Here is a 22174-nt window from a genome sequence, read left to right as displayed (position 1 = left end):
ATGGACGCTAGAGAAAAAGAAATAGAAAAATTAAAAGATTATAAATATGGATTTTCAACTGACATTGAAAGTATAACAGCACCCAAAGGCTTAAATGAAGAAGTAATTAAATTTATTTCAAACATAAAAAAAGAACCTAAATGGATGCTTGATTTTAGATTAAAAGCATTTGAAAGATTTAAACAATTAAAAGAACCAGATTGGCAAAAACCTAAGTATCCAAAAATTGATTATCAAGATTTATATTATTATTCTGCACCAAAAAGTATGGACGATAAACCTAAAAGTTTAGACGAATTAGATCCAAAACTTTTAGAAACATATAAAAAACTTGGGATCCCACTTCAAGAACAAGCAAGATTAAATGGTATTGCAGTCGATGCAGTATTTGACTCTGTCTCAGTTGCCACAACTTTTAGAGAAGAACTGTCTAAGCTAGGAATTATCTTCTGTCCTATATCGGAGGCTATTCAAAATCATCCTGAACTAGTTAAGAAATATTTAGGATCTGTAATTCCTACAACTGATCATTTTTTTGCAACTCTTAATTCTGCTGTTTTTACCGATGGTTCATTTGCATATATACCTGAGGGCGTAAGATGTCCGATGGAATTATCAACTTACTTTAGAATAAATGCTTCAAACACAGGTCAGTTTGAAAGAACTTTAATTGTTGCAGATAAAGGAAGTTATGTAAGTTATTTAGAAGGATGTACAGCTCCTATGAGAGATGAAAATCAATTACATGCTGCTAATGTAGAGTTGATAGCACTAGATGATGCTGAAATAAAATATTCTACAGTTCAAAATTGGTATCCTGGAGATAAAGATGGAAAAGGTGGAATATATAATTTTGTTACTAAACGAGGTTTGTGCAAAGGTAAAAATTCTAAAATTTCATGGACACAAGTAGAAACAGGATCTGCTATTACCTGGAAATATCCAAGTTGTATTTTAAAAGGGGATAATTCAATTGGAGAGTTCTATTCAATTGCAATTACAAATAATCATCAAAAAGCTGACACAGGTACAAAAATGATCCATTTAGGTAAAAATACAAAGAGTAAAATTATTTCGAAAGGAATAAGTGCAGGATTTTCAGATATGACTTACAGAGGCCTTGTTGATATTTCCTCTAAAGCATCAAATTCTAGCAATTATACTCAATGTGACTCATTATTAATGGGTAATAAGTGTGGAGCACATACAGTTCCATATATTAAAAATAAAAACTCAGAATCAAATACTGCTCACGAGGCAACAACTTCAAAAATAAGTGAAGAACAACTTCATTATTGTCAGCAAAGAGGTTTGAGCCAAGAAGAAGCAGTTGGACTAATAGTGAATGGATTTTGTAAAGAGGTATTACAACAGCTACCGATGGAATTTGCTGTAGAAGCTCAAAAGCTAGTTGGTATTAGTTTGGAAGGAAGTGTTGGCTAATGTTAAAGATAAATAAATTAAATGCAAAGATAGATAGCAAAGAAATTTTAAAAGGGCTTTCTCTTGAAATAAACCCAGGAGAAGTCCATGCTATAATGGGTCCAAATGGATCTGGAAAAAGTACGTTATCAAATATTTTATCAGGTAAAAAAGGATATGAAGTTTCAGGGGAGGTTCTTTTTGAAAATAAAAATTTATTTGATTTAGAAACAGAGGAAAGAGCACACAAAGGTATCTTCTTAGCATTTCAGTATCCTTTAGAAATTCCTGGTGTCAATACGAATATATTTCTAAAAACCTCATTAAATGCAGTGAAAAAAGCAAGAGGTGAAAAAGAGCTTGATGCTATCGAATTTTTAAAATTAGTTAAAGAAAAAGCAAAAGAACTTAAGTTTGATGAAGAAAAACTAAATAGACAATTAAATGTTGGTTTTTCTGGTGGAGAAAAAAAGAAAAATGAAATTTTGCAAATGTCATTGTTAGCACCAAAGTTATCAATTTTAGATGAAACCGATTCAGGATTAGATATTGATGCTTTAAAAATTGTTGCTGATGGGGTGAATACTTTAAGGGATAAGAAAAATTCTTTTCTAATAATTACGCATTACCAAAGGCTGCTAGATTATATTAAACCTGATTTTGTGCATGTATTGAAAGATGGAAAAATTATCAAATCTGGTGGAGCAGAGTTAGCATTAGAACTAGAAAAAAAGGATATGAAAGTTTTTAATTTTATGAAAGAACAACTTCAAATAGATTTTGATAATATTATAAAAACTTCAAGTTTCACCAAAAGAGATATTGAGCTTAAACAAAACTCTTTGAATGAATTTATAAAAACAGGTTTTCCAAACAGAAGACAAGAAAACTGGAAATTTTCTGATTTAAATCAAATAATTAAAAAAAATATTGGTGATCTTAGTTTTTATAATGATTATTCATTATCAAATAAGATTGATACATCAGTATTTATTGATGGATTAGAGCATAACAAGATCGTCTTTATAAATGGTAGGATTGAAAAAATTGATTTTGATTATGAAAAGAAAGATAAGATAGAAATAATTGATGAGCCAGAAATTGATAATAGGTCAAATAACTTTAACACTTTAATTGATTTAAATAAGGCTTTTACCGATAAATCTTATAAAATCTTGATTAAAAAAGGTTATCAATTAGTAAAACCTTTAATAATTTATCATATAACAAATGATAAGATTAAGACCAAAAACATAAATTTAAGCTTAGATTTTCAATTAGAAGAAAATAGCTCTCTAAGAATAATAGATTTATTTAATGATAATTCAGAAAAAAATTTTTTAAATATTTTTTATAATTTTGATTTAAAGCAAGATGCAATTTTAAAAAATTATAAAATTGATAAAATAAAAAATAAGAATGTAAAATATTCTTTTAATAACATTGAACAAGCTGATAACAGTATATCGGAAACATTTATTTTATCATCTGGATCACATTTTTTTAAGAATGAGATTAATTGTAACTTAAATGGAAAAAATTCATCAGCATTTATAAATGGTATTTTTTCACTTTCTGATGATAGACATCATGAAGTTAGAACTACAATAAATCACCTAACAGAAAATACTAAAAGCTATCAACTAATTAAAAGTGTCTTAGACAATAATTCTAAGGCTGTATACCAGGGAAAAATATTTGTTAATTCAGAAGCACAAAAAACAGATGGATATCAACTAAGTAAAGCAATTTTATTAAATGAAGCATCTGAATTTAATGCAAAACCAGAATTAGAAATTTATGCAGATGATGTTAAATGCTCACATGGTTCTGCATCAGGTAGTTTAGATGAAGACTCTATATTTTACTTAATGTCTAGGGGATTAAATTATCAACAATCAAGAGAACTTTTAATTAATGGGTTTTTACTAGATGTAATAGAAAAAATAACAGATTCTGAAATTAAAAATTTAATAAAAAACACGATTGGACTTAAAGAATGAATATAGAAAAGATAAAAAAAGAGTTTCCTATTTTTGATGAAAAAATTCAAAATAATGATTTGGTCTATCTTGATAGTGCAAATTCTTCTCAAAAACCAAAGGTTGTAATAGATAGAATTAATGAATTCTATACTAAACAATTTTCCAATGTAGGGAGAAGTGTTCATTATCTTGCAGTTGCTGCTACAAATTTATATGAGAACACAAGAACTTCAGTTCAAAAGTTTATTAATGCCAAGGATAAAAATGAAATTGTTTTTACTAAAGGTGCAACAGAAGCACTTAATCTAGTTGCTAATACATTGGGTCAAAATTATTTACAAGAAGGTGATGAAGTGCTCATCACTGAATTAGAACACCATTCTAATTATGTACCTTGGCATTTTTTAAGAAAATCAAAAAATATAAAAATAAATTTTGCTGAAATCAATGATGATGGTGAAGTTACATTAGAAGAGATAGAAAAAAAAATTACCTCTAGAACAAAAGTAATTTCAATTACACATTTATCAAATGTTACTGGTGCTATTTTGCCAATTAAAGAAATAACAGAGCTTGCTCATTCAAAAGGAATAATTGTTGTAGTTGATGGTTGTCAGGGTGCTCCTCATTTAAGATTAGATATGCAAGATCTTGATTGTGATTTTTACGCAATTTCTTGTCACAAAATGTATGGCCCAACTGGTTTAGGAATTTTGTATGGTAAAAAAAAATGGCTAGAAGAATTGCCACCATATCAAGGTGGTGGTGGAATGATCAATGAAGTTAAAAAAGATAGAATTTCTTATGGTGATTTACCCAATAAATTTGAAGCAGGAACTATGGCTACAGCTCAAGTGATTGCATTTGATCAGTCTATTAAATTTTTAGAAAGAATTGGTATAGATAATGTGGTGAAACATGAAGCTGACTTAGTTGAATATGGGCAGAAACTATTACAAAAAAATAACTCAGTTAAATTAATTGGTAATCCTAAAAATAAAGGTGGAGTTTTATCTTTTACTATTGAGGGTATTCACCCACATGATGTAGCAACTATCTTAGATGAAGATGGAGTCGCAATTAGAGCGGGCCATCATTGCTGTCAAATCCTACATGATAAATTAAATATACCTGCAAGCTCTCGAGCATCTGTTGGAATTTATAATACGAGAGAAGATTTAGATAAACTTAATGATGCAATAAATAATTGTAAAAAAATTTTTAATCAAAAATGAACTTAAAAGAATTATATCAAGAAATAATACTAGAGCATGGTAAAAATCCAAGAAACCTTGGTAAGACTGATGATTTTAATAAAGACGCTAAAGGACATAATCCTTTATGTGGTGACAATGTACATGTTTATTTAAAACTTAATGGACAAAAAATAGTAGAAGATATTTCTTTTGAAGGTAGTGGTTGTGCTATCTCAATGGCGTCAGCTTCAATTATGACAGACTTAATTAAAGGTAAGAATGAACATGAAGCTAAAGAAATTATTGAAGATTTTTTAGGAATGATAAAAGAAAATCCTAAATTAAATTCAGAAAATTTAAAAGAGGATGAAAAAACTAAATTAATGTGCTTATCTGGAGTAAAAAAATATCCAATGAGGGTAAAATGCGCAACTTTATCATGGCACACTTTAGTTTCTGCGATTGACAATACTCAAGAAGAAATTAATACTGAAAAATTAGATTAAATTATGGATTTAAGAGAACAAGTAATAGCTGAAATTAGAAAAATTTATGACCCAGAGATACCGGTCAATATTTATGAATTAGGTTTAATTTATGATGTTAAGGTAAACGAGACTAAAGCTAAAATTATAATGACCTTGACTACACCAAATTGTCCTGTTGCAGAAAGTTTACCTCAGGAAGTTAAAGATAGTGCGATGCAAGTAGAGGGTATTGAAGAAGTTGATCTAGATTTAGTTTTTGAACCACCTTGGGAAAAATCAATGATGTCGGAAGCTGCTAAATTGGAGTTAAATCTATAATGAATCCTATAATTAAATTAAGTGATAATGCTGCAAGTCGTATTAAAGAAATTATGTCTGGAGTTGAGTCGAATTCAATTGGTGTTAGAGTTGCAGTTAAGTCTGGTGGTTGTGCTGGCATGTCTTATGTAATGGAATATGCAAAAGAAATTAACCCATCAGATGAAATAATTGAAGACAAAGGTGTTAAGGTTTTTGTGGATGCTGCAGCCGTTATGTACTTATTGGGCACTGAAATGGACTATAAAAAAGAAGAATTTTCATCATCATTTGTATTTAATAACCCCAATGAATCTGAGCGTTGTGGTTGTGGTGAATCATTCAAAGTTTAATATTACTTTAACGCATATCAGTATTGCAAATATCACATATCTAAGGTATTAAATAGGTATGAACAAATTCGAATTTAAAAATCTTGTTAAATCTTTAGAAAAGTCACTGAAAGAAAGAACTTTCTTCAAGACTCTTCGAAAAGAAGTAAACACTGGTGCTAACGGCACGCAGGATTACGTTGTCAAAAAGGGAATTAACAAAGATACAATCGCAACAACTAGACAGTAATTAGTCTTAGCTGCTGTAATACATCTCAAACTCTACAGGATGAGGTGCATGTTCAAATCTATGTATCTCTTCAAATTTTAATGCGATGTAAGCATCTATTTGATCATCAGTAAAAACACCACCTTCAGTTAAAAATTCTCTATCTTTATCCAAGCTTTCCATGGCTTCTCTTAGAGAACCACAAACAGTTGGAATATTTTTAACTTCTTCAGGGGGTAAATCATAAAGATCTTTATCAAAAGATTCACCAGGATGTATTTTATTCTTAATTCCATCTAAACCAGCCATAAGCATAGCAGCAAAAGTTAGATAAGGGTTTCCTGAAGCGTCAGGAAATCTTATTTCACATCTTGCACCATTTTTACTTAATGAAATTGGTATACGACAAGAAGCAGATCTATTTCTTGCAGAGTAAGCAAGTAACACAGGTGCTTCAAAACCAGGAATTAATCTTTTATAACTATTTGTTGTAGCATTTGAAAAAGCATTAATTGCTTTTGCATGTTTTAAAATACCACCAATGTAATGAAGTGCTGTCTCTGATAAACCTGCATATTTATCGCCTGAAAAAACTGGCTTATCATTTTTCCAAATTGATTGATGAATATGCATTCCAGAACCGTTATCACCAGCAATTGGTTTGGGCATAAAGGTTGCAGTCTTTCCAAAAGAGTGAGTAACCATTTGAACAACATACTTGTACAACTGAACATTATCAGCTTGATCAACAAGTGTTCCAAAGTACATACCTAGTTCATGCTGACTCGGTGCTACTTCGTGGTGATGTTTTTCAACTTTGATACCTACTTCTTTTAAACTTTTTAAGTATTCACCTCTCATGTCTTGTTCACTATCAACTGGAGGTACTGGAAAGTAACCACCTTTTACTGGAGGTCTATGACCCATATTTCCATTTGCATACTCTGTTCCAGAATTATAAGGACCTTCTTTGCTATCTATTTTAAAACCAGTGTTATTAGGATCATTATTAATTCTTACATCATCAAATACAAAAAATTCAGGTTCAGGGCCAAAGAATGCCTTATCACCAACGCCTGATTTTTTTAAATATTCTTCTGCCTTTTTAGCTGTTCCTCTTGGGTCTCTTTCATAAGGAGATCTTTTAACAGCATCTAAAATATCACAAAAAAGAATTAATGTGTTGTGTGAGGTAAAAGGATCCATAACAAGTCTTGAAGTATCTGGCTTCAAAATCATGTCAGATTCGTTAATTGCTTTCCAACCAGCAATAGATGATCCATCAAAAAACACGCCTTCATTTAACATCTCCTCGTCAACAATAGTATGATCCATTGTTAAGTGTTGAAGTTTCCCTCTTGGGTCAGAAAATCTTAAGTCAACAAATTCGACTTCTTTTTCTTTCATGAATTTTAAAACGTTGGCAGCAGTCATAGTTTCTCCCTTTTTTAAATTTTGTAATCAATAGATAACAAATATTTTCTTGATAATATTGCTTGAATAATAAATATCACCTATGCGTTTTTTACATATGAATTACATCATTATTTGTTAAATTATCAATCAATTATTAGTTGCAATATGAGCTTATTAGATAAAGAGGCCGTTAAAAGAGCAGAAAAATTTCTTAAGGGTTTTGACCAATCTTTAGAGGTAATTATTTTAGAAAATTCAGCAAGAACAGCTCAAGACGCTGCTAAAGCTTTAGATTGTAATGTAGGTGCGATTGTCAAAAGCTTACTTTTTAGGGCAGGGGATGATTTTATCTTATGTTTAGTAGCAGGAGATAAGAGGTGTTCATTAAATAAACTTAAAAAGCTGAAAGATAAAAAAGATATTTCAATGGCGTCACCAGAAGAAGTTAAAACCCAAACTGGATACACAATTGGTGGTGTTTCACCAATTGGTCATTTAAACAAGATTGAGATTATAATAGACAAATCTTTAGAAAGGTTTATTCACCTTTTTGCAGCAGCTGGACATCCAAACTGTGTATTTAAAATAAACTTTATTAATATTCAAAAAATTACAAATGGGAAAGTTGAAGATATAATTGAATGAGACAACCTAAACTAATCGATTATACTTTATTGGTAATTTTATCTTTAATATGGGCTTCAGCCTTTTTTAATATCAAGATTGCAACAGAGTCTTTTGGGCCAATCACAATTGCATTTTTGAGAGTTTTTTTTGGATCTATTCCAGTATTACTATTATGCTTTTACAAAAAAATTAAAATAGAAGCCTTTTCAAAAGATTGGTATTGGTTTGCTATAATTGGATTTGTAAATTTAGTACTACCATTTTTCTTAATTGCCTACGGTGTAAAATCAGTTCAAAGTAATCTAGCAGCAATATTAATGTCAACCACACCATTAAGCTCAACTTTATTAGGACATTTTTTTACTAAAAATGAAAAATTTAACTTTATTAAAACATTTGGAATATTAATTGGTTTTTCAGGAATTGTTTATTTATTTTCAGATAATTTTTTAATTAATGATAATAATTTTTTCTCAGCATTAATGATTTTACTTGGATCAACTTGTTATGTCATAGGTGGAGTTTTAACTCTTAAAATAAGTGATAAAAAAAATGAAAATGTAACAGGATCAATATTAATCTGGGCTATAATAATTTTGATACCATTAGTTTCTTTTATAGAAAAACCTTGGGAAACTGCACCCTCAATAGAGTCATGTATTTCTGTAGTTTATCTTGGTCTTGTATCAACAGGTTTAGCATGGCTTCTTAGATTTAGAATTTTAAAGAATAATGGACTAATATTTCAATCTCAAGTTTCTTATTTAATACCTATTTTTGGAATTATATTAAGTTATATATTTTTAGATGAATTAATTACTGATAAAGTTTTAACTTCATTGTTAGCAGTTTTAGTGGGTCTCTATTTTGTAAAAAAAGCAGGAAATAAAAAAATTATTTAAGTTTAGCCATCTCCTTAATGTGTGCTGGTCTGGTTTCACAGCAACCTCCTAAAATAGTGGCCCCAGCTTCTTTAAATTTTTTTACAAATAAAGCCATCTTTTCTGGCACTAGATCTTCTCTGTGACCCAGAAATTCATTTGGGTTTCCTGTTTTACTTTTATTAAAAGTATTTGTGTAACCTGCTGTAGGTTTTGTTGTGATAAACCCATTTAGTTTAAAGCCAAATGGAACATCTAAACTTTTTATTTCATTAAGATTTTTTTCATAATTTTCTGGTGATACACAAGAAAGTATTATTCCAAGTAAATTTTTGTGATTTATTGTTGTGATAATCTCAGAAATATTTTCACCACTTGGTAACTTTACTCCCTCCGAAACATGAGCACCAATTAGATAAGGTTTGTTGAAACTTTTTATGGCTTCGATAGCTAATTTAAACTCTCTTACGCTACTTAATACATCAAAATAAAAAAAATCTATAAAAGGATCAAGTAATTTTGCTTGATCATAAAAATTTTCTTTAATTTCATCATTAGATCTTGTGTCTGCTTCATAGGTTAAATATTGAGGAGGCAATCCTCCAGCAACTAAAATATGTGGATTTAAATCTTTTGCCTTTTTAGCTATTTCACCAGCTTTAGTATTTAAGTATTCAAATTTATCCTCAATACCATTATCTCTTAATCTCATCCTTCTTGTAGTAAATGTTGTTGTTACAATAATTTCAGCACCAGAATTTATAAAATCTAAGTGTGTATCAAGCAAAAGCTGATGATATTTTTTATGCAATAATGCATTAGCACTCCAGAGAGTACCATTTGCTTCAACACCTCTTGCTAATAATTCTTGACCCATTCCACCATCTAGAACTCTTGTTTTTTTAAAAAAATTTATATCCATCTCTACTCCTTGCTTTTTTAGTGCTTTAGCTTTATGCCAGGGGCACAATATAGTCCAACTACCCTTACCAATTAATTTAATGATTTCCTTTTTAGCAGTTAGTACCTGCAATATGGATCAAATCGGTAAATATATTTATATACTTAATAGACTGATTAGCAAATTATTTTTTGAATAATATTTTAGCATTAAAAGAGAAAGATCTTCTCTCACCATCAACATTAAATGGGTAGGCTGTATGCATTAAATAATTAGGAAAAATCAATAGATCTCCTAGTTTAGGATTTAAATTATAGATACTTTTGCTCAAAAAGTTCTTTTGTCCATTAATAAAATCGATAGTTCCATTAGTTTTAATTTTTTTATTCTTAACTAATTTATTTTGATTCATGTCTTTTGGGATTCTAAGGTAACCAACTCCTGACAATTGTCCATCATGATAATGAATAGGGTTATACTCATTTTTTAATTGTCTAACTACCCATAGGTTAATTATTTTAATTTCTTTAATTTTTTTTACGTCAGACTTATCAAGATAAATTTTGATATTTTTTATTAAATCTTTAGATAAAGTTTTATTAATTATTGTTTTAGGTATCTTGATTTCATTCTTAATTTGACTTGCCAGTTTAGAACTGTAATCATTTTTTTTAGAAAATTGAGACTTGTCAATGTGAGCATTTAATGTAGTAATAATTTTTTTGGATAACTTACTTTTTCCTATAGTTGGGCCAAAAGCTCTAAATGTTTTCATATTTTATCTATAATAATTTAATACTTGTGTTATGCAAACAACTTCAGTCCCATACGAATAGCGACAAATATGACAAGTGCTGATGTTACTAGAGCTAATATTCTTGTAGGAAAAATTTTAAGATTTAAATAATTTCCTAATAGACCACCTAATAAAACGAGTAAAAATAATGGCCAATAATCAAAAATTCCATTTATCGTTGATGATTTTGTAAATTGACCAGCAAGTCCTGATACAGAATTAATCAATATAAATAATGATGAGGCTGTTGCAATGTTTTTTACTTTATCCACTCTAATTAATAACAATATAGGGCTTAAAAAAATACCACCACCAATTCCAACCACGCCAGACACAAATCCAATAGATGCACCAATTAACAATGATAATATTATTGGTATTTTTTTATAAACTTCACTTTTTTGATCAAAAGATTTAAATTTCAGAAGAAGGAGAACTCCCGCTAATGTTAAGACAGTAAAAAGTAAAATTTCAAAAACTTCTTTATCTATTGATAATAATCCCCCCATAAATGCAAGTGGAACAGATGATATTAAGAATGGAGAAAGTATCCTTAGATTGATATTTCCAGCTTTAATATAGTTAATACAATTTCCTGAAACGACAATAATATTACAAAAGAGGGCAATTACAGGAAAGATCAAGTAAGGAACATCCCAAATTAATAGAAGAGCTAGATAGGTAGAACCACCGCCAAATCCAACACTAGAGTATAAAGTTGCTGTTAGAAGAAATAAAAATGATAATATAATCACAGTAATTATTTTAAATTTATGATTGTAAATATAGCACTTTTAACAGTTACAGATACTAGAACTTTTGAGAATGATAAGTCCGGTGCGATCTTAGTAAAAAAAATAGAAGAGGCTAAACATAAATTAATAGATAGAAAAATTTGCAAAGATAACAAAGAAGACATTATTATAATCCTTAAAGATTGGATTAATCAATCCAAAATAGATGTTATTATTACAACTGGTGGAACAGGACTTACGGGTCGCGATATAACACCAGAGGCAGTAAATGAGATTGCTGACAAGCATATTCCAGGTTTTGGAGAGGTGTTTAGAACAATTAGTTTAAAGACAGTTGGTACATCTGCTATTCAATCTAGAGCTTGTGCTGTGCTAGCTAATGGTAAATATGTGTTTGCTCTACCGGGATCTTCAGGTGGTGTTACTGATGCTTGGGAAGGAATCTTAAAACATCAGCTAGATATAAATCATAAACCTTGTAACTTTGTAGAGCTGTTTCCAAGACTTAAAGAAAAATAATTATTTTTGATATTTTTCTTTCCACTCTGGATAAGGCATACCATACACATGTTCACGTGCTTCTAGCTCTGAAATTTCAATACCTTTTTTTTCTGCTTCTTCTCGATACCATTTTGATAAACAGTTTCTACAAAAACCAGCAAGGTTCATAATATCTATATTTTGAACATCTTTTCGCTCATCTAAATGTTTAAGTAATCTCTCAAAAGTAGAAGACTGTAATTCTTTTTTTGTATTTTCATTCATGAACAAATTATTAGACACATTTCAATTAAGCACAAGATATAGGGCCTTATTCAATCTTGAGTAGAAATTTAATAATATAATACATAGATCTTAATATTAAAATTTGTTTAAATATTGGATGGCTACTAAAAAGAAAAAAACAGCCAAAAAGTCTAAACGTAAAGCCAAAAAAAAAATTAAGAAAAACTTGGTCAAACGATCACCTAAAAATATTAAAAAAGTTAAAAAGAAAAAAGGTGTGACCAAAAAGAAGTTACGTAAACCATTAAAAAAAAATAAGCTAAAGAATAACAATAAGAGAGAGAGGATAAAAATGAGCACAGAAACAGTAAAAGGTGGACGATCTCCGTTACTAGATACGTCTCACTTAAAAGTTAAATTTCCATTTAAAGAAAAATATGGAAATTTTATAGGAGGAAAATTCGTTGAACCAAAATCTGGAAAATATTTTGACAACGTAAGCCCAATCAATAATGAAGTTATATGTTCCGTTCCAAGGTCAGATGCAAAAGATGTTGAGGCTGCATTAGATGCTGCACATGCTGCTTTTCCTACTTGGGGAATTACATCAATAACTGAAAGATCTAATATTCTACTTAAAATAGCTGATGTTATTGAAAAAAACCTTGAGCTTTTAGCTACTGCTGAATGTCTAGATAATGGAAAGCCAATCAGAGAATGTATGGCAGCTGATTTACCATTAGTTGTTGATCATTGGAGATATTTTGCTGGAGCCATAAGAGCAGAAGAAGGTTCTGTTTCAGAGATAAGTAACAGTGAGTATTCTTATCATATACCTGAGCCACTTGGTGTAGTTGCACAAATTATACCTTGGAACTTCCCGTTATTAATGGCAACATGGAAACTTGCACCAGCACTTGCTGCAGGAAACTGTGTAGTTTTAAAACCAGCTGAACAAACACCAGCATCAATCTTACTATTAATGGAGCTTATTGGAGATCTATTACCTCCTGGAGTTCTTAATGTTGTAAGTGGTTTTGGTCTTGAAGCAGGTAAGCCATTAGCTTCATCTAAAAGAATCAGAAAGATTGCTTTTACAGGTGAAACAACAACTGGACGTTTGATTATGCAGTATGCTGCTCAAAACTTAATTCCAATAACTTTAGAATTAGGTGGAAAGTCTCCAAATGTTTTCTTTGAAGATGTCATGGATCAAGATGATGAATTCTTTGATAAATGTCTTGAGGGTTTTACAATGTTTGCTCTTAATCAGGGAGAAGTTTGTACTTGTCCTAGTAGAGCTTTGATTCAAGAATCTATCTATGATAAATTTATGGAAAGAGCTATCGCTAGAACAAAAGCAGTAACACAAGATAACCCTTTAAAAATGGAAACCATGATTGGTGCTCAAGTATCATTAGAGCAAATGGAAAAAATAAAATCTTACTTAGATTTAGGTAAGAAAGAGGGTGCTAAAGTTCTATGTGGAGGTGAAGTTGCTAACTTAAACAGTGGTTTGGAAAAAGGTAATTATATCCAACCTACTATTTTTGAAGGTGATAACTCTATGAGAGTTTTCCAAGAAGAAATTTTTGGTCCAGTTGTATCAGTTACTAAATTTAAAGATGAAGCGCATGCATTAGAAATTGCAAATGATACTCTTTATGGTTTAGGAGCAGGTGTTTGGACTAGAAATGGAAATATTGCCTATAGAATGGGAAGAGGGATCCAAGCAGGAAGAGTTTGGACTAACTGTTACCATGCTTATCCAGCTCATGCTGCTTTTGGAGGTTACAAACAATCTGGAATTGGCAGAGAAACACATAAGATGATGCTTGATCATTATAGACAGGTGAAAAACTTACACGTGTCATACAGTGAGAAAAAATTAGGCTTCTTTTAACAGATATATTATAATGGCCTGTATAAAACTACAGGCCATATAACTATGAAAGTTTCAGCAACACCATTAGCGTTAGAATTAATTGAGGATCTAAAGAAAGATCATGGTAAAGAATTGCTTTTTCATCAATCTGGTGGATGTTGTGATGGCAGTGCCCCGATGTGTTATCCAGTTAAAGAATTCCTTATAAGTGATGATGATGTTTTGATTGGTAAAATTGGGGGTATTCCTTTTTATATAAGCGAAACCCAACATGAAGCATGGAAAAATACAGATTTAATTATTGATTGTATTAAAGGCATGGGTGGAATGTTTTCACTAGATAATGGAACAGGAAGAAGATTTTTAACAAGATCTGAGATTTGTGTACCTGAAAAATTAATTAATTAATTAAATTTCATTTTAACTCTTAGCATAAGTAAAATTACAATAATAATAAGATAGATTAAGGGTTCAACTGTGACTACTTTAACTAACCACAAGTAGTGAGTAATTCCTAATAATGAAATTATATAAATAAGTTTGTGTAGTTTTTTCCACTTATCTCTTAACAGCCTTATCATTCGTTTAGATGAAGTAAGAGCAAGTGGCACTAATAAAAGCCAAGCTAAAAATCCAGCAAATATAAATTTTTTTTTAACAATATCATCACCAATACTAGATAGGTCAAACCGATAATCTAAACCCACATAAGTCATCATGTGTGCTGATGCATAGAAAAATACAAACAAGCCAAACATTCTTCTATAGCTAATCCAAAAATTTAATTTAGTAAACTTTTGTAAAGGAGTCATTGCAAGTGTGATTATAATAAAACGAAGTGTCCAATTACCAGTTACATGTGTAATTTCTTTTACAGGTTCTGGACCTAACTGATTAAAGATAATTTGATAAAAAATAATTAATATTGGTAGTAGAGATATAAAGAAAATTGGTATTTTTATATATTTCTGCATATTTTATAAAAAAAATTTTATGTATTTAAAAGTTTTTTTTTAAATCCATACCTGAGTATAAATTTGCAACTTCATCACCATACCCATTAAACATTTCAGTTTCAATTCTAGGAGACAAAATACCCTCACCTATGACACGTTCTGTTGCTTGTGACCATCTTGGATGTGAAACGTTTGGATTAACATTTGAGTAAAACCCATATTCTCTTGGAGACGATTTCATCCAAGATGATGTAGGCATTTTTTCAACTAATTTTATTTTAACAATTGCTTTTGCACTTTTAAAACCATATTTCCAAGGAACAAAAATTCTTAATGGAGCTCCATTCTGATTGGGCAATGCCTTTCCATAAAGGCCAGTAACAACTGTTGTTATAGGATGCATAGCCTCGTCAATTCTTAATCCTTCTCTGTAAGGCCAATTTAAAACTGGATATCTCTGGCCTTTCATCTGTTCAGGGTCATAAACACTTTCGAATTCAACAAATTTAGCAGTATTTTTGATAGATATTTTGCTAAGTAATTTACTTAGAGAAAATCCCATCCAAGGAATTACCATAGACCACCCTTCAACGCATCTAAGTTTGTAAACTCTTTCTTCGGAAGGAAATAAAGAAATTATTTCTTCAGCTGAAAGTGTGATTGGATTGTCTACTTCACCTTCAATAGTAACACTCCATGGTTTAGTAACAAATTCTTGTGAATTTTTGAAAGGGTCACCTTTTCCAGTTCCAAACTCATAATAGTTGTTATAAGTCGTAATATCCTTATATGAAGTTAGCTCAGCTTTATTTTGTGAATAAGCATTGTTTAAAAACGGTACACTACTTAAGGTTAATGAACCTACACTTAAGCCAATAGATTTAATAAACTTTCTTCTTTTATTGTATATTTGCTCAGGTGTAATTTCTGAATGTTTATATTTTTTCATTTTTAATAGGATTACCTTTTAGCCACTCACTTTGTTCATTTTTATAATGTTCTTTTTTCCATATAGGAGATCTTTTTTTAATTTCTTCAATAATATATCTAGATAACACATAAGTTTCATCTCTATGTTTGCAGGCAACTGCAATAATAATACTAGTTTCACCAAGCCCCACATAACCTTTAACATGTTCTATAAATACTGCTTTATCCATAATTTTTAATTTTTCAGTAGTTTCTTTATAAATTTCATTAAAGCTTTTTAATACTAATTCGTCATGACTATCATAAGTTATTCCAATAACTTCTTTATTTTCATTGATATTTCTTACTGTGCCATTAAAAATAATTGATGCACCATATGAGGAAGATTTTATAAACACTTCTGCTACAGAAGTTTTTATTTTATCTTTTTCAATATCTATAATTTTTGTATGTAGCATCAACCACCACCTATTGGCGGTATAATCCCAATTTTCTGATTTTTTGTAATTTTAAAATCATCATTAATAATATTATTATCTTCAGAACAAAAAGCAGAACTTTTTACAATTTTTATGAAACTTTCATTACCCTTAAAGTTTTTATCTAAATAATTAATTATTTCTTTCCTAAAATCTTTAATTTCAAGCTGTCCTTTAATGTTAAACTCTAAGTGATCTTTGTTACTAAAGTCTCTACTCGCACCAAAAAGTTCAAGTTTAATTTTCATTTTTTTATTTTAGATGAAAATTTTAAATCTTCATTATTAAAATTATCTTTATTCTGATCAATAAAATGATCCATTATTTCTATCTTTTCATTTTCAAAATCTGTAACCTTTCTAACTTCTAGGTTAATGTATAAGGAAAGCCACTCTATAGAAGCTGAAATTTTTTTTGTTTTTTTTTCGATCATTTCAAGTTTTAAATGTAGTCTTTTTTTATCATGATCAAAAAAAGTGAGCATGATATCCACTTCATCATCTTGTTTTATTTCACTAATATATTTAGTATTGGTTTCAACTACCATCGTGCTTCTTTTTTCATTTTTAGCTGAGTCTGCGCCCATTTTAAATTTTTCAAGTATTACCTCACATGCTTGATCAAAAATTAAAACGTAATAAGCCATATTAAGGTGATTATTATAATCAACCCATTCTTTAATTATTTTTTGTGATTTTAAATAAATAGACACAGTTAATCTAAAAGATATCTTTTAAAAATTTTGGTAAGCCATCAGGATTAGTCCATAAACCACTTTTTCCACCCTCTTTAATTAATAACTTAATATTATCAATTCTGAGATGTGGATTTACAATTTTACTTAAATCATAAATAGTTATTAGTGCAGTATTAACACCCATAATAGCTTCCATTTCTACACCAGTTTTTGCAACAGCAGACACAACACAAAAAACTTCTAATGAAGCATCTTCATCATGCATGATAATTTTAGTTGCTGTATGATCTATTGGAAGTGGGTGGCATAGTGGAATCAATTCACTAGTTTTTTTAACACCTAAGACTGCTGATACTTCAGCTAAGGTGATCGGATCACCTTTAGGCATTTCTTTATTTTTAATTAGATTAAAAACTTCTTTACCCACATAAATTTTACCGGAAGCTAATGCTCTTCTAAATGTTTCTTTTTTTGACGAAACATCAATCATGTTAAATGAGTTTTTTTTAAAAATTTCCCTAGCCCAATCTTTTAATTTTTCTTCATTTATCACTTTTAAGTTTTCCATTTATCCACCAGTACTTGATAAATTTGGAGTAATTCCAGTATCTCCAAGCTCTAAATAATGTGACTCTTTTTTAAGGTGTAATTGTTTAATTATTAAATCTACAAGCTCATCTTTTTGAGCATCATCTTGCAATAAATGTCTAATACTAATTCCAGTATTACCAAACAAACATAATCTTAAATCACCTCTAGAGGTAATTCTCAATCTGTTACATGTTTGACAAAAATCTTTCGTGTAGGGAGCAATTAATCCAAATTTCCCCTTAAATTCTGGATGTATAAAATTTAATGAAGGGCCTGCATCTTTCCCATTTGTTTGAGGGATCCAGTTATTTTTTTCTAAAAAATCTTTGAATATTTTAGAGGAAACATGATTTTTTTTAAAATACTCTAAATTATCACCTGTTTGCATCAACTCTATAAATCTAAAATCAATATTGTTATCTTTTATGAAATTTCCAAATTTTTTAAACTCATCATGGGTATCATTAATACCCTTAAGTAAAACGGCATTAATCTTTATATTTTTGAAATTAAATTTTTGTAAAATCTCTATGCCTTCTAAAATTTCATCAAGTCTGTCATGACCTGTTATTTTTTTAAAAGTTTCTTTATTTAAGCTGTCTATACTAATATTTATTCCATCCAAACCTGCTTCACATAATTGCTCTGCAATTTTGTCCAAACGATAACCGTTAGTCGTCATTGTTACTTTTGGAATATCTGAATTTTGCTTCATATCTTTAAGGATATCAAAAAAGTCTTTTCTAACTGTTGGTTCTCCACCAGTTAATCTAATTTTACAAACACCTAATTCAGATAACGCTTTTGTTAATCTGGATATTTCTTGAGCAGACATAAAACTTCTCATATCTCCGGGTGTTTTTTTATAACCTTGTGGTAAACAATAGGTACAACTGTAATTACATACATCTGTAATTGATAATCTTATATAGGGGAATTTTCTTCCAAAAGTATCACTTAATGTTTTCATCTTATTTTTATTACATTATATTATAATAATAATATATGAGCAAAATTATTACCAAGACAGAAGTAGATCTATTCAAAAAAGATGGTGCAGTCTTGATTAAAGGCAAATTTGATAACGCATGGATTGAAAAGTTAAAAAAAGGAATCAAAAAAGGCAAAGAAAGCCCTAGCTCAAGATTTGTAAATCATGCAAAAGATCAAAAATTACCAGGATATTATGAAGATTTTTGGACCTGGAATTTACATGAAGAATTCAAAGATTTTGTATTTAATTCACCAACTCCAAAAATTGCAGCAGAACTTTTAGAGGCACAAAAGATTAATTTAGTGATGGATAATTGGTTTTTCAGGGAAGCTGGGTCGAAGTCATCACCACCTTTTCATCATGATATTTCATATTTCGATTTTGAAGGATCTATGTGTGTTTTATGGATTCCACTTGAATCAGTTAAAAAAGAAGACGGCATAGCTTGGGTTAAAGGTTCACATTTATGGGATAAACTATTTTTAAGAACAAGATTTAACGATGGTCATGAAGTTGATGGTAAGGCTGGAGTTGTTAATGGAAAAAAATATGAATTAACTCCTAACATATTAGAAAATAAAGATGATTATGAATTTTTGCAATGGGATCTGGAAGTTGGTGACTGTATTTATTTTGATATTAGAACATTACATGGAGGATTAAATACTGTTACGCCTAAAAAAGATGTCCATAGATACACACTAAGAATGGCAAAAGAAAATTCTAAAATTATTTATAGAGGAGATTGGGCTAGAGAAGAAAGAGCTATTATGGAAGATAATGGTTATAAAAATGGCGATGACTTGTCTGGTAAAATGTTTCCAACGTTATTTGAAACTAATTAACTTCCAGCTTTTACAAACTGAAAGTTAATTTAAGTAATTAGCCAGCAGGCTTGTAACCAGCCATAGCTTTAGAGGCTAGCTCAGCAGCTTTGTTAATGTCCATTTTTTCAAGAATGGTAAAATTTGTTATTGTTCCAGTCGATTCAACAGCTAATTTAACAGCAGCAGTTGCCTCAAAACCTACATCTCCAGTTATCACACCAACAAAGTCATAAGTTCCTCTAACGATATCAAAAGATACCATTTTACCACCAACAGCTTCTGATAATTGAGTTGCCGCCGCTGCTCTATCTTGAGAAGGGTCTTTCATAAAACCTTGAAATGCTTTTGCAGTGTAATTGCCCATTACAATATATTTTTTCATACATGTCTCCTTATTAGTTCATAAATATTAAAACATAATTGTTATAAATTTAAATAAGTTTTTTTAAAATCAACTTGAAGTTTAGCAAATTATGTATGAAAAATTTGGACAATTTATGGATGACAATTGGTCACTCCCATTATAACAAGTAATTTAGTAAATTATAAAGATAAATATTAATTTCCAAGAATATTTTTATCAAATTGTTGGTTTCTAAAATATTTTCGATATTCAGAAGGTGTTTTATTATAAATTTTTTTGAAAGAATTAATAAATACTGAATTGTAATTAAATCCAGCAATACTAGATATTTCGCTAATTTTACGATCATCATAAAAGAGAAGATTTCTTGCAAATTTTATTCTTAAATTAACATAAAATTTAATTGGAGACATTTTATACAATTTATAAAACTTACGCTCCAATGTTCTTAAGGATATATTAAGTTTTTTTGCTATCTCATTTATTTTGATTGGTGTTTCAATATTTTTTTCCATTATTAAAATTGATTTTTGACAAATATTATCTATTAATGGATTAAATTGATCATCTTTTTGCATTGTTGATTTTTCTCTGGGTTTATAAATTAAAGCTTGTGCAATTTCATCAGAATAATTCTTTCCTTTAATTTTCTTAATACACTCAAGTATTAGATCTAGTGTAGATATTCCACCTGCTGCAAACATCAGACCATTGGCATTTATAGTATAAATATTTTCTACAATTTTTATGTCAGGATATCTTTCTAAAAAATTACTTTTAGTTTCCCAGTGTGTACAAACAATCGTTTCTTTATTAATTAAACCAGATTCAGCAATTAAAAAAGCACCAGTATCAACTGCAATTATTTTTGATAAATTTTTATGAGCTATCCTTAATGTAGAAAACAATTTTTTTGATTTTTTTTGTACAGGTAAATTTCCTCCTATTACAATTATAAAATCTGGATTTTTAATAGCCTCTAATCCACCGTCTGCCTTCCACCACTGACCATTGCTTGATCTAATTTTTTTTGCATCAACAGTTATCAGCTTATATTTAAAAATTTCATTAATTCTGTATTGATTAGTTATTCTTAGTGCCTCCTGTATTAAGACCAATGAGTTGGATGGAAACTCTGGTTGCAGAATAATATCAAATGAAAATACTTTGTTTTCCATAATATTAATTGATTAAAAAGTTAATAATTAACGACATAAGTTTATTTATTTATGACAATATCATAGAATTAAACATGTATTTAAACAATTTAATTTTTGTCTATAAATATTGATAATTTGTCGTTTAAAATAGTTTATTTTATAAAAATAATTGAGAAGATATTAAAAATAACAATAGAGAGGGAACAATATGATTAAACTTTTAAATAATATTTGCAAAGTTGCAATTATTTTTTTATTAACCGTTTCAACTTCATTTGCTGCAGATAAGGTTAAATTAAGATTGAACTGGATGTACTACGGATCACATGCGGGCTTTGCATTAGGTTTTGTTGATGGAACTTATGCTAAATACGGCATTGATTTGGATATTAGATCAGGAAATGGATCAAGTTCTGCACACAGACTAGTGGCTAATAAAGACAGTCATTTTTCTTACGGTTCATGTGGAGCTATGACAGATCTTGTGGCTAAAGGAGCACCATTAAAGTCAATTGGTGTAATTGATGCTATGGGAACAGAAGCAATTCTTGTTAAGCCTGATAGTGGTGTTAAGACAATTAAAGACTTAAAAGGAAAAAAAATATTAACAACAGCTAATGCTGGAGTAAATACTTTTTTCCCAATTGTTTTAAAAAATGCCGGCCTTAAGGAATCTGATATTAATATAACGGTTGTTCCAGATGGTGCTCTTGTATCAAGTTATTTACAAGGTAGTGGTGGTTCTGTAGGAATTTTAGGTGGATTAGATGATAAACCAGCTGAAATCAAAGCAAACGGTGGCGCTCAACCAGTAGCTTTTCCATATTCTGATTTTGGAGTAAATCAAGTTGGATACTGTATAGCTGCTCATAATGATACGATTAAAAATAACGCTGATATAGCAAAAAGATTTATTAAAGCAACAATGGAATCTTATGCTAAAGCAGAAAAAAATCCAGATGCTGCCGTAAATGCAATTGCTGATATTGTTGGTGGTTCAATGGCTGAAGACGCTGGTAAAGCTCAATCAAGAGAAGTTTTAGATGTAACTTTAGGAATATTATATTCTGGAGCAAACAAGAAAAAAGTTCTTGGTCTAAATGTTGCTTCTGATTGGGATAGTATGGTTAAATTGATGAAAGAGTATAATGATTTAGACAAAAATGCTAAGTCATCTGACTTTTATACAAATCAATTCATAAATTAATCAACATATTAAATTACTAGTCGAGTATAAATA

27 protein-coding genes, 1 pseudogene and 1 riboswitch are annotated in these 22174 nt (G+C 29.6%); of the genes and pseudogenes, 14 read left to right on the top strand and 14 right to left on the bottom strand.

Features of this window, described 5'->3' with window-relative positions; genetic code table 11:
• The 7 genes and pseudogenes from sufB to AC5YGA_RS04260 all read left to right on the top strand — a co-directional run bounded on the left by sufB (position 1) and on the right by AC5YGA_RS04260 (position 5741).
• Positions 1-1443 carry a Fe-S cluster assembly protein SufB gene (gene sufB / locus AC5YGA_RS04290; RefSeq protein ID WP_415307896.1) on the top strand — a complete coding sequence of 481 codons (1443 nt, stop codon included), beginning with the start codon at positions 1-3 and terminating at the stop codon, positions 1441-1443.
• Positions 1443-2192 (top strand): annotated as a pseudogene (gene sufC / locus AC5YGA_RS04285) (Fe-S cluster assembly ATPase SufC); the annotation flags it as partial. The gene sufB and the pseudogene sufC, both read left to right, overlap by 1 nt.
• Positions 2178-3425, top strand: coding sequence for a Fe-S cluster assembly protein SufD (sufD, locus tag AC5YGA_RS04280; protein WP_496170031.1), 1248 nt, complete (start codon positions 2178-2180; stop codon positions 3423-3425). The pseudogene sufC and the gene sufD, both read left to right, overlap by 15 nt.
• Positions 3422-4642: an aminotransferase class V-fold PLP-dependent enzyme gene (locus AC5YGA_RS04275; RefSeq protein WP_415307894.1), complete on the top strand. Its 1221-nt coding sequence runs from the start codon at positions 3422-3424 to the stop codon at positions 4640-4642. Before sufD ends, AC5YGA_RS04275 begins: the two co-directional genes overlap by 4 nt.
• On the top strand, positions 4639-5109 hold the full coding sequence (sufU, locus tag AC5YGA_RS04270) for a Fe-S cluster assembly sulfur transfer protein SufU (protein ID WP_168606512.1): 471 nt from the start codon (positions 4639-4641) through the stop codon (positions 5107-5109). The genes AC5YGA_RS04275 and sufU overlap by 4 nt, the downstream gene beginning before the upstream one ends.
• A 3-nt stretch (positions 5110-5112) precedes the next feature.
• Complete coding sequence (locus tag AC5YGA_RS04265; RefSeq protein WP_168606511.1) at positions 5113-5409, top strand: iron-sulfur cluster assembly protein; 297 nt, start codon at positions 5113-5115, stop codon at positions 5407-5409.
• A complete protein-coding gene (locus AC5YGA_RS04260) occupies positions 5409-5741 on the top strand; it encodes a HesB/IscA family protein (protein ID WP_020169243.1) in 333 nt (110 codons plus the stop codon). The genes AC5YGA_RS04265 and AC5YGA_RS04260 overlap by 1 nt, the downstream gene beginning before the upstream one ends.
• A 235-nt stretch (positions 5742-5976) precedes the next feature.
• Here AC5YGA_RS04260 and glnA read toward each other — a convergent pair whose 3' ends face one another.
• A complete protein-coding gene (glnA, locus tag AC5YGA_RS04255) occupies positions 5977-7383 on the bottom strand; it encodes a type I glutamate--ammonia ligase (protein WP_168606510.1) in 1407 nt (468 codons plus the stop codon).
• 147 nt (positions 7384-7530) lie between these two features.
• Here glnA and AC5YGA_RS04250 point away from each other — a divergent pair, with 147 nt between their 5' ends.
• Entirely contained in the window at positions 7531-8010 is a 480-nt protein-coding gene (locus AC5YGA_RS04250; protein ID WP_415307893.1) for a YbaK/EbsC family protein, read from the top strand.
• Entirely contained in the window at positions 8007-8894 is an 888-nt protein-coding gene (locus tag AC5YGA_RS04245) for a DMT family transporter (protein ID WP_415307892.1), read from the top strand. The genes AC5YGA_RS04250 and AC5YGA_RS04245 overlap by 4 nt, the downstream gene beginning before the upstream one ends.
• On the opposite strand, the gene AC5YGA_RS04240 is transcribed toward AC5YGA_RS04245, so the two are convergent.
• From AC5YGA_RS04240 to AC5YGA_RS04230, 3 genes are all read right to left on the bottom strand, one after another.
• Positions 8887-9795, bottom strand: coding sequence for a homocysteine S-methyltransferase family protein (locus AC5YGA_RS04240; protein ID WP_415284153.1), 909 nt, complete (start codon positions 9793-9795; stop codon positions 8887-8889). The two genes, AC5YGA_RS04245 and AC5YGA_RS04240, sit on opposite strands and share 8 nt — an antisense overlap.
• A 9-nt stretch (positions 9796-9804) precedes the next feature.
• A riboswitch (SAM riboswitch) is annotated at positions 9805-9868 on the bottom strand.
• 90 nt (positions 9869-9958) lie between these two features.
• Positions 9959-10549, bottom strand: coding sequence for a 2OG-Fe(II) oxygenase family protein (locus AC5YGA_RS04235; protein WP_415307891.1), 591 nt, complete (start codon positions 10547-10549; stop codon positions 9959-9961).
• 29 nt (positions 10550-10578) lie between these two features.
• Positions 10579-11325: a TSUP family transporter gene (locus tag AC5YGA_RS04230; protein WP_415307890.1), complete on the bottom strand. Its 747-nt coding sequence runs from the start codon at positions 11323-11325 to the stop codon at positions 10579-10581.
• An 18-nt stretch (positions 11326-11343) separates the two neighbouring features.
• Here AC5YGA_RS04230 and AC5YGA_RS04225 point away from each other — a divergent pair, with 18 nt between their 5' ends.
• On the top strand, positions 11344-11844 hold the full coding sequence (locus AC5YGA_RS04225; protein WP_415286774.1) for a molybdenum cofactor synthesis domain-containing protein: 501 nt from the start codon (positions 11344-11346) through the stop codon (positions 11842-11844).
• Here the strand turns inward: AC5YGA_RS04225 and AC5YGA_RS04220 are convergent, their stop codons facing one another.
• The gene (locus AC5YGA_RS04220) at positions 11845-12090 is read right to left on the bottom strand and encodes a DUF1244 domain-containing protein (protein WP_415307889.1); all 246 of its coding nucleotides are present in this window, start codon (positions 12088-12090) and stop codon (positions 11845-11847) included. It lies immediately after the preceding gene.
• 313 nt (positions 12091-12403) lie between these two features.
• Here AC5YGA_RS04220 and AC5YGA_RS04215 point away from each other — a divergent pair, with 313 nt between their 5' ends.
• Together AC5YGA_RS04215 and AC5YGA_RS04210 are read left to right on the top strand one after the other, a co-directional pair.
• A complete protein-coding gene (locus AC5YGA_RS04215; RefSeq protein WP_415291300.1) occupies positions 12404-13954 on the top strand; it encodes an aldehyde dehydrogenase family protein in 1551 nt (516 codons plus the stop codon).
• A 45-nt stretch (positions 13955-13999) separates the two neighbouring features.
• A complete protein-coding gene (locus AC5YGA_RS04210) occupies positions 14000-14344 on the top strand; it encodes a DUF779 domain-containing protein (RefSeq protein ID WP_415307888.1) in 345 nt (114 codons plus the stop codon).
• Here the strand turns inward: AC5YGA_RS04210 and msrQ are convergent.
• The 7 genes from msrQ to moaA are packed head-to-tail and all read right to left on the bottom strand — an operon-like array spanning position 14341 to position 18559.
• Positions 14341-14910 (bottom strand): protein-methionine-sulfoxide reductase heme-binding subunit MsrQ, encoded by a 570-nt coding sequence (gene msrQ, locus AC5YGA_RS04205; RefSeq protein WP_415307887.1) that lies wholly within the window; start codon positions 14908-14910, stop codon positions 14341-14343. The two genes, AC5YGA_RS04210 and msrQ, sit on opposite strands and share 4 nt — an antisense overlap.
• A 25-nt stretch (positions 14911-14935) precedes the next feature.
• Positions 14936-15841, bottom strand: a complete 906-nt coding sequence (msrP, locus tag AC5YGA_RS04200) for a protein-methionine-sulfoxide reductase catalytic subunit MsrP (protein WP_415307886.1) — start codon at positions 15839-15841, stop codon at positions 14936-14938.
• On the bottom strand, positions 15828-16280 hold the full coding sequence (locus tag AC5YGA_RS04195; RefSeq protein ID WP_415307885.1) for a molybdopterin synthase catalytic subunit: 453 nt from the start codon (positions 16278-16280) through the stop codon (positions 15828-15830). The genes msrP and AC5YGA_RS04195 overlap by 14 nt, the downstream gene beginning before the upstream one ends.
• On the bottom strand, positions 16280-16549 hold the full coding sequence (locus AC5YGA_RS04190) for a molybdopterin biosynthesis protein MoeD (RefSeq protein WP_415307884.1): 270 nt from the start codon (positions 16547-16549) through the stop codon (positions 16280-16282). Before AC5YGA_RS04190 ends, AC5YGA_RS04195 begins: the two co-directional genes overlap by 1 nt.
• The gene (locus AC5YGA_RS04185) at positions 16546-17013 is read right to left on the bottom strand and encodes a thioesterase family protein (protein ID WP_415307883.1); all 468 of its coding nucleotides are present in this window, start codon (positions 17011-17013) and stop codon (positions 16546-16548) included. Before AC5YGA_RS04185 ends, AC5YGA_RS04190 begins: the two co-directional genes overlap by 4 nt.
• Before the next feature lie 7 nt (positions 17014-17020).
• Positions 17021-17566 (bottom strand): cyclic pyranopterin monophosphate synthase MoaC, encoded by a 546-nt coding sequence (moaC, locus tag AC5YGA_RS04180; protein WP_415307882.1) that lies wholly within the window; start codon positions 17564-17566, stop codon positions 17021-17023.
• The gene (moaA, locus tag AC5YGA_RS04175; RefSeq protein WP_415307881.1) at positions 17567-18559 is read right to left on the bottom strand and encodes a GTP 3',8-cyclase MoaA; all 993 of its coding nucleotides are present in this window, start codon (positions 18557-18559) and stop codon (positions 17567-17569) included.
• A gap of 35 nt (positions 18560-18594) precedes the next feature.
• On the opposite strand from moaA, the gene AC5YGA_RS04170 reads away from it, so the two are divergent.
• Positions 18595-19428: a phytanoyl-CoA dioxygenase family protein gene (locus tag AC5YGA_RS04170; protein ID WP_415307880.1), complete on the top strand. Its 834-nt coding sequence runs from the start codon at positions 18595-18597 to the stop codon at positions 19426-19428.
• A 37-nt stretch (positions 19429-19465) separates the two neighbouring features.
• On the opposite strand, the gene AC5YGA_RS04165 is transcribed toward AC5YGA_RS04170, so the two are convergent.
• Both AC5YGA_RS04165 and AC5YGA_RS04160 read right to left on the bottom strand, forming a co-directional pair.
• The gene (locus AC5YGA_RS04165) at positions 19466-19792 is read right to left on the bottom strand and encodes a GYD domain-containing protein (RefSeq protein WP_415307879.1); all 327 of its coding nucleotides are present in this window, start codon (positions 19790-19792) and stop codon (positions 19466-19468) included.
• Positions 19793-19968: 176 nt separating this feature from the next.
• Positions 19969-20952 (bottom strand): GlxA family transcriptional regulator, encoded by a 984-nt coding sequence (locus tag AC5YGA_RS04160; RefSeq protein ID WP_415307878.1) that lies wholly within the window; start codon positions 20950-20952, stop codon positions 19969-19971.
• 190 nt (positions 20953-21142) lie between these two features.
• On the opposite strand from AC5YGA_RS04160, the gene AC5YGA_RS04155 reads away from it, so the two are divergent.
• Positions 21143-22141, top strand: coding sequence for an ABC transporter substrate-binding protein (locus AC5YGA_RS04155; protein ID WP_415307877.1), 999 nt, complete (start codon positions 21143-21145; stop codon positions 22139-22141).
• Positions 22142-22174: the final 33 nt, after the last annotated feature.

The organism is Candidatus Pelagibacter sp. uisw_091 (assembly GCF_059512525.1).
This window is presented reverse-complemented; position numbering and strand designations above follow the sequence as displayed.

What these genes read in the sequence shown, in the direction of transcription:
- sufB (WP_415307896.1), top strand. Translation starts at nt 1, where the DNA reads ATGGACGCTAGAGAAAAAGAAATAGAAAAATTAAAAGATTATAAATAT.
- sufD (WP_496170031.1), top strand. Translation starts at nt 2,178, where the DNA reads ATGAAAGAACAACTTCAAATAGATTTTGATAATATTATAAAAACTTCA.
- AC5YGA_RS04275 (WP_415307894.1), top strand. Translation starts at nt 3,422, where the DNA reads ATGAATATAGAAAAGATAAAAAAAGAGTTTCCTATTTTTGATGAAAAA.
- sufU (WP_168606512.1), top strand. Translation starts at nt 4,639, where the DNA reads ATGAACTTAAAAGAATTATATCAAGAAATAATACTAGAGCATGGTAAA.
- AC5YGA_RS04265 (WP_168606511.1), top strand. Translation starts at nt 5,113, where the DNA reads ATGGATTTAAGAGAACAAGTAATAGCTGAAATTAGAAAAATTTATGAC.
- AC5YGA_RS04260 (WP_020169243.1), top strand. Translation starts at nt 5,409, where the DNA reads ATGAATCCTATAATTAAATTAAGTGATAATGCTGCAAGTCGTATTAAA.
- glnA (WP_168606510.1), bottom strand. Translation starts at nt 7,383, where the DNA reads ATGACTGCTGCCAACGTTTTAAAATTCATGAAAGAAAAAGAAGTCGAA.
- AC5YGA_RS04250 (WP_415307893.1), top strand. Translation starts at nt 7,531, where the DNA reads ATGAGCTTATTAGATAAAGAGGCCGTTAAAAGAGCAGAAAAATTTCTT.
- AC5YGA_RS04245 (WP_415307892.1), top strand. Translation starts at nt 8,007, where the DNA reads ATGAGACAACCTAAACTAATCGATTATACTTTATTGGTAATTTTATCT.
- AC5YGA_RS04240 (WP_415284153.1), bottom strand. Translation starts at nt 9,795, where the DNA reads ATGGATATAAATTTTTTTAAAAAAACAAGAGTTCTAGATGGTGGAATG.
- AC5YGA_RS04235 (WP_415307891.1), bottom strand. Translation starts at nt 10,549, where the DNA reads ATGAAAACATTTAGAGCTTTTGGCCCAACTATAGGAAAAAGTAAGTTA.
- AC5YGA_RS04225 (WP_415286774.1), top strand. Translation starts at nt 11,344, where the DNA reads ATGATTGTAAATATAGCACTTTTAACAGTTACAGATACTAGAACTTTT.
- AC5YGA_RS04220 (WP_415307889.1), bottom strand. Translation starts at nt 12,090, where the DNA reads ATGAATGAAAATACAAAAAAAGAATTACAGTCTTCTACTTTTGAGAGA.
- AC5YGA_RS04215 (WP_415291300.1), top strand. Translation starts at nt 12,404, where the DNA reads ATGAGCACAGAAACAGTAAAAGGTGGACGATCTCCGTTACTAGATACG.
- AC5YGA_RS04210 (WP_415307888.1), top strand. Translation starts at nt 14,000, where the DNA reads ATGAAAGTTTCAGCAACACCATTAGCGTTAGAATTAATTGAGGATCTA.
- msrQ (WP_415307887.1), bottom strand. Translation starts at nt 14,910, where the DNA reads ATGCAGAAATATATAAAAATACCAATTTTCTTTATATCTCTACTACCA.
- msrP (WP_415307886.1), bottom strand. Translation starts at nt 15,841, where the DNA reads ATGAAAAAATATAAACATTCAGAAATTACACCTGAGCAAATATACAAT.
- AC5YGA_RS04195 (WP_415307885.1), bottom strand. Translation starts at nt 16,280, where the DNA reads ATGCTACATACAAAAATTATAGATATTGAAAAAGATAAAATAAAAACT.
- AC5YGA_RS04190 (WP_415307884.1), bottom strand. Translation starts at nt 16,549, where the DNA reads ATGAAAATTAAACTTGAACTTTTTGGTGCGAGTAGAGACTTTAGTAAC.
- moaC (WP_415307882.1), bottom strand. Translation starts at nt 17,566, where the DNA reads ATGGAAAACTTAAAAGTGATAAATGAAGAAAAATTAAAAGATTGGGCT.
- moaA (WP_415307881.1), bottom strand. Translation starts at nt 18,559, where the DNA reads ATGAAAACATTAAGTGATACTTTTGGAAGAAAATTCCCCTATATAAGA.
- AC5YGA_RS04170 (WP_415307880.1), top strand. Translation starts at nt 18,595, where the DNA reads ATGAGCAAAATTATTACCAAGACAGAAGTAGATCTATTCAAAAAAGAT.
- AC5YGA_RS04165 (WP_415307879.1), bottom strand. Translation starts at nt 19,792, where the DNA reads ATGAAAAAATATATTGTAATGGGCAATTACACTGCAAAAGCATTTCAA.
- AC5YGA_RS04160 (WP_415307878.1), bottom strand. Translation starts at nt 20,952, where the DNA reads ATGGAAAACAAAGTATTTTCATTTGATATTATTCTGCAACCAGAGTTT.
- AC5YGA_RS04155 (WP_415307877.1), top strand. Translation starts at nt 21,143, where the DNA reads ATGATTAAACTTTTAAATAATATTTGCAAAGTTGCAATTATTTTTTTA.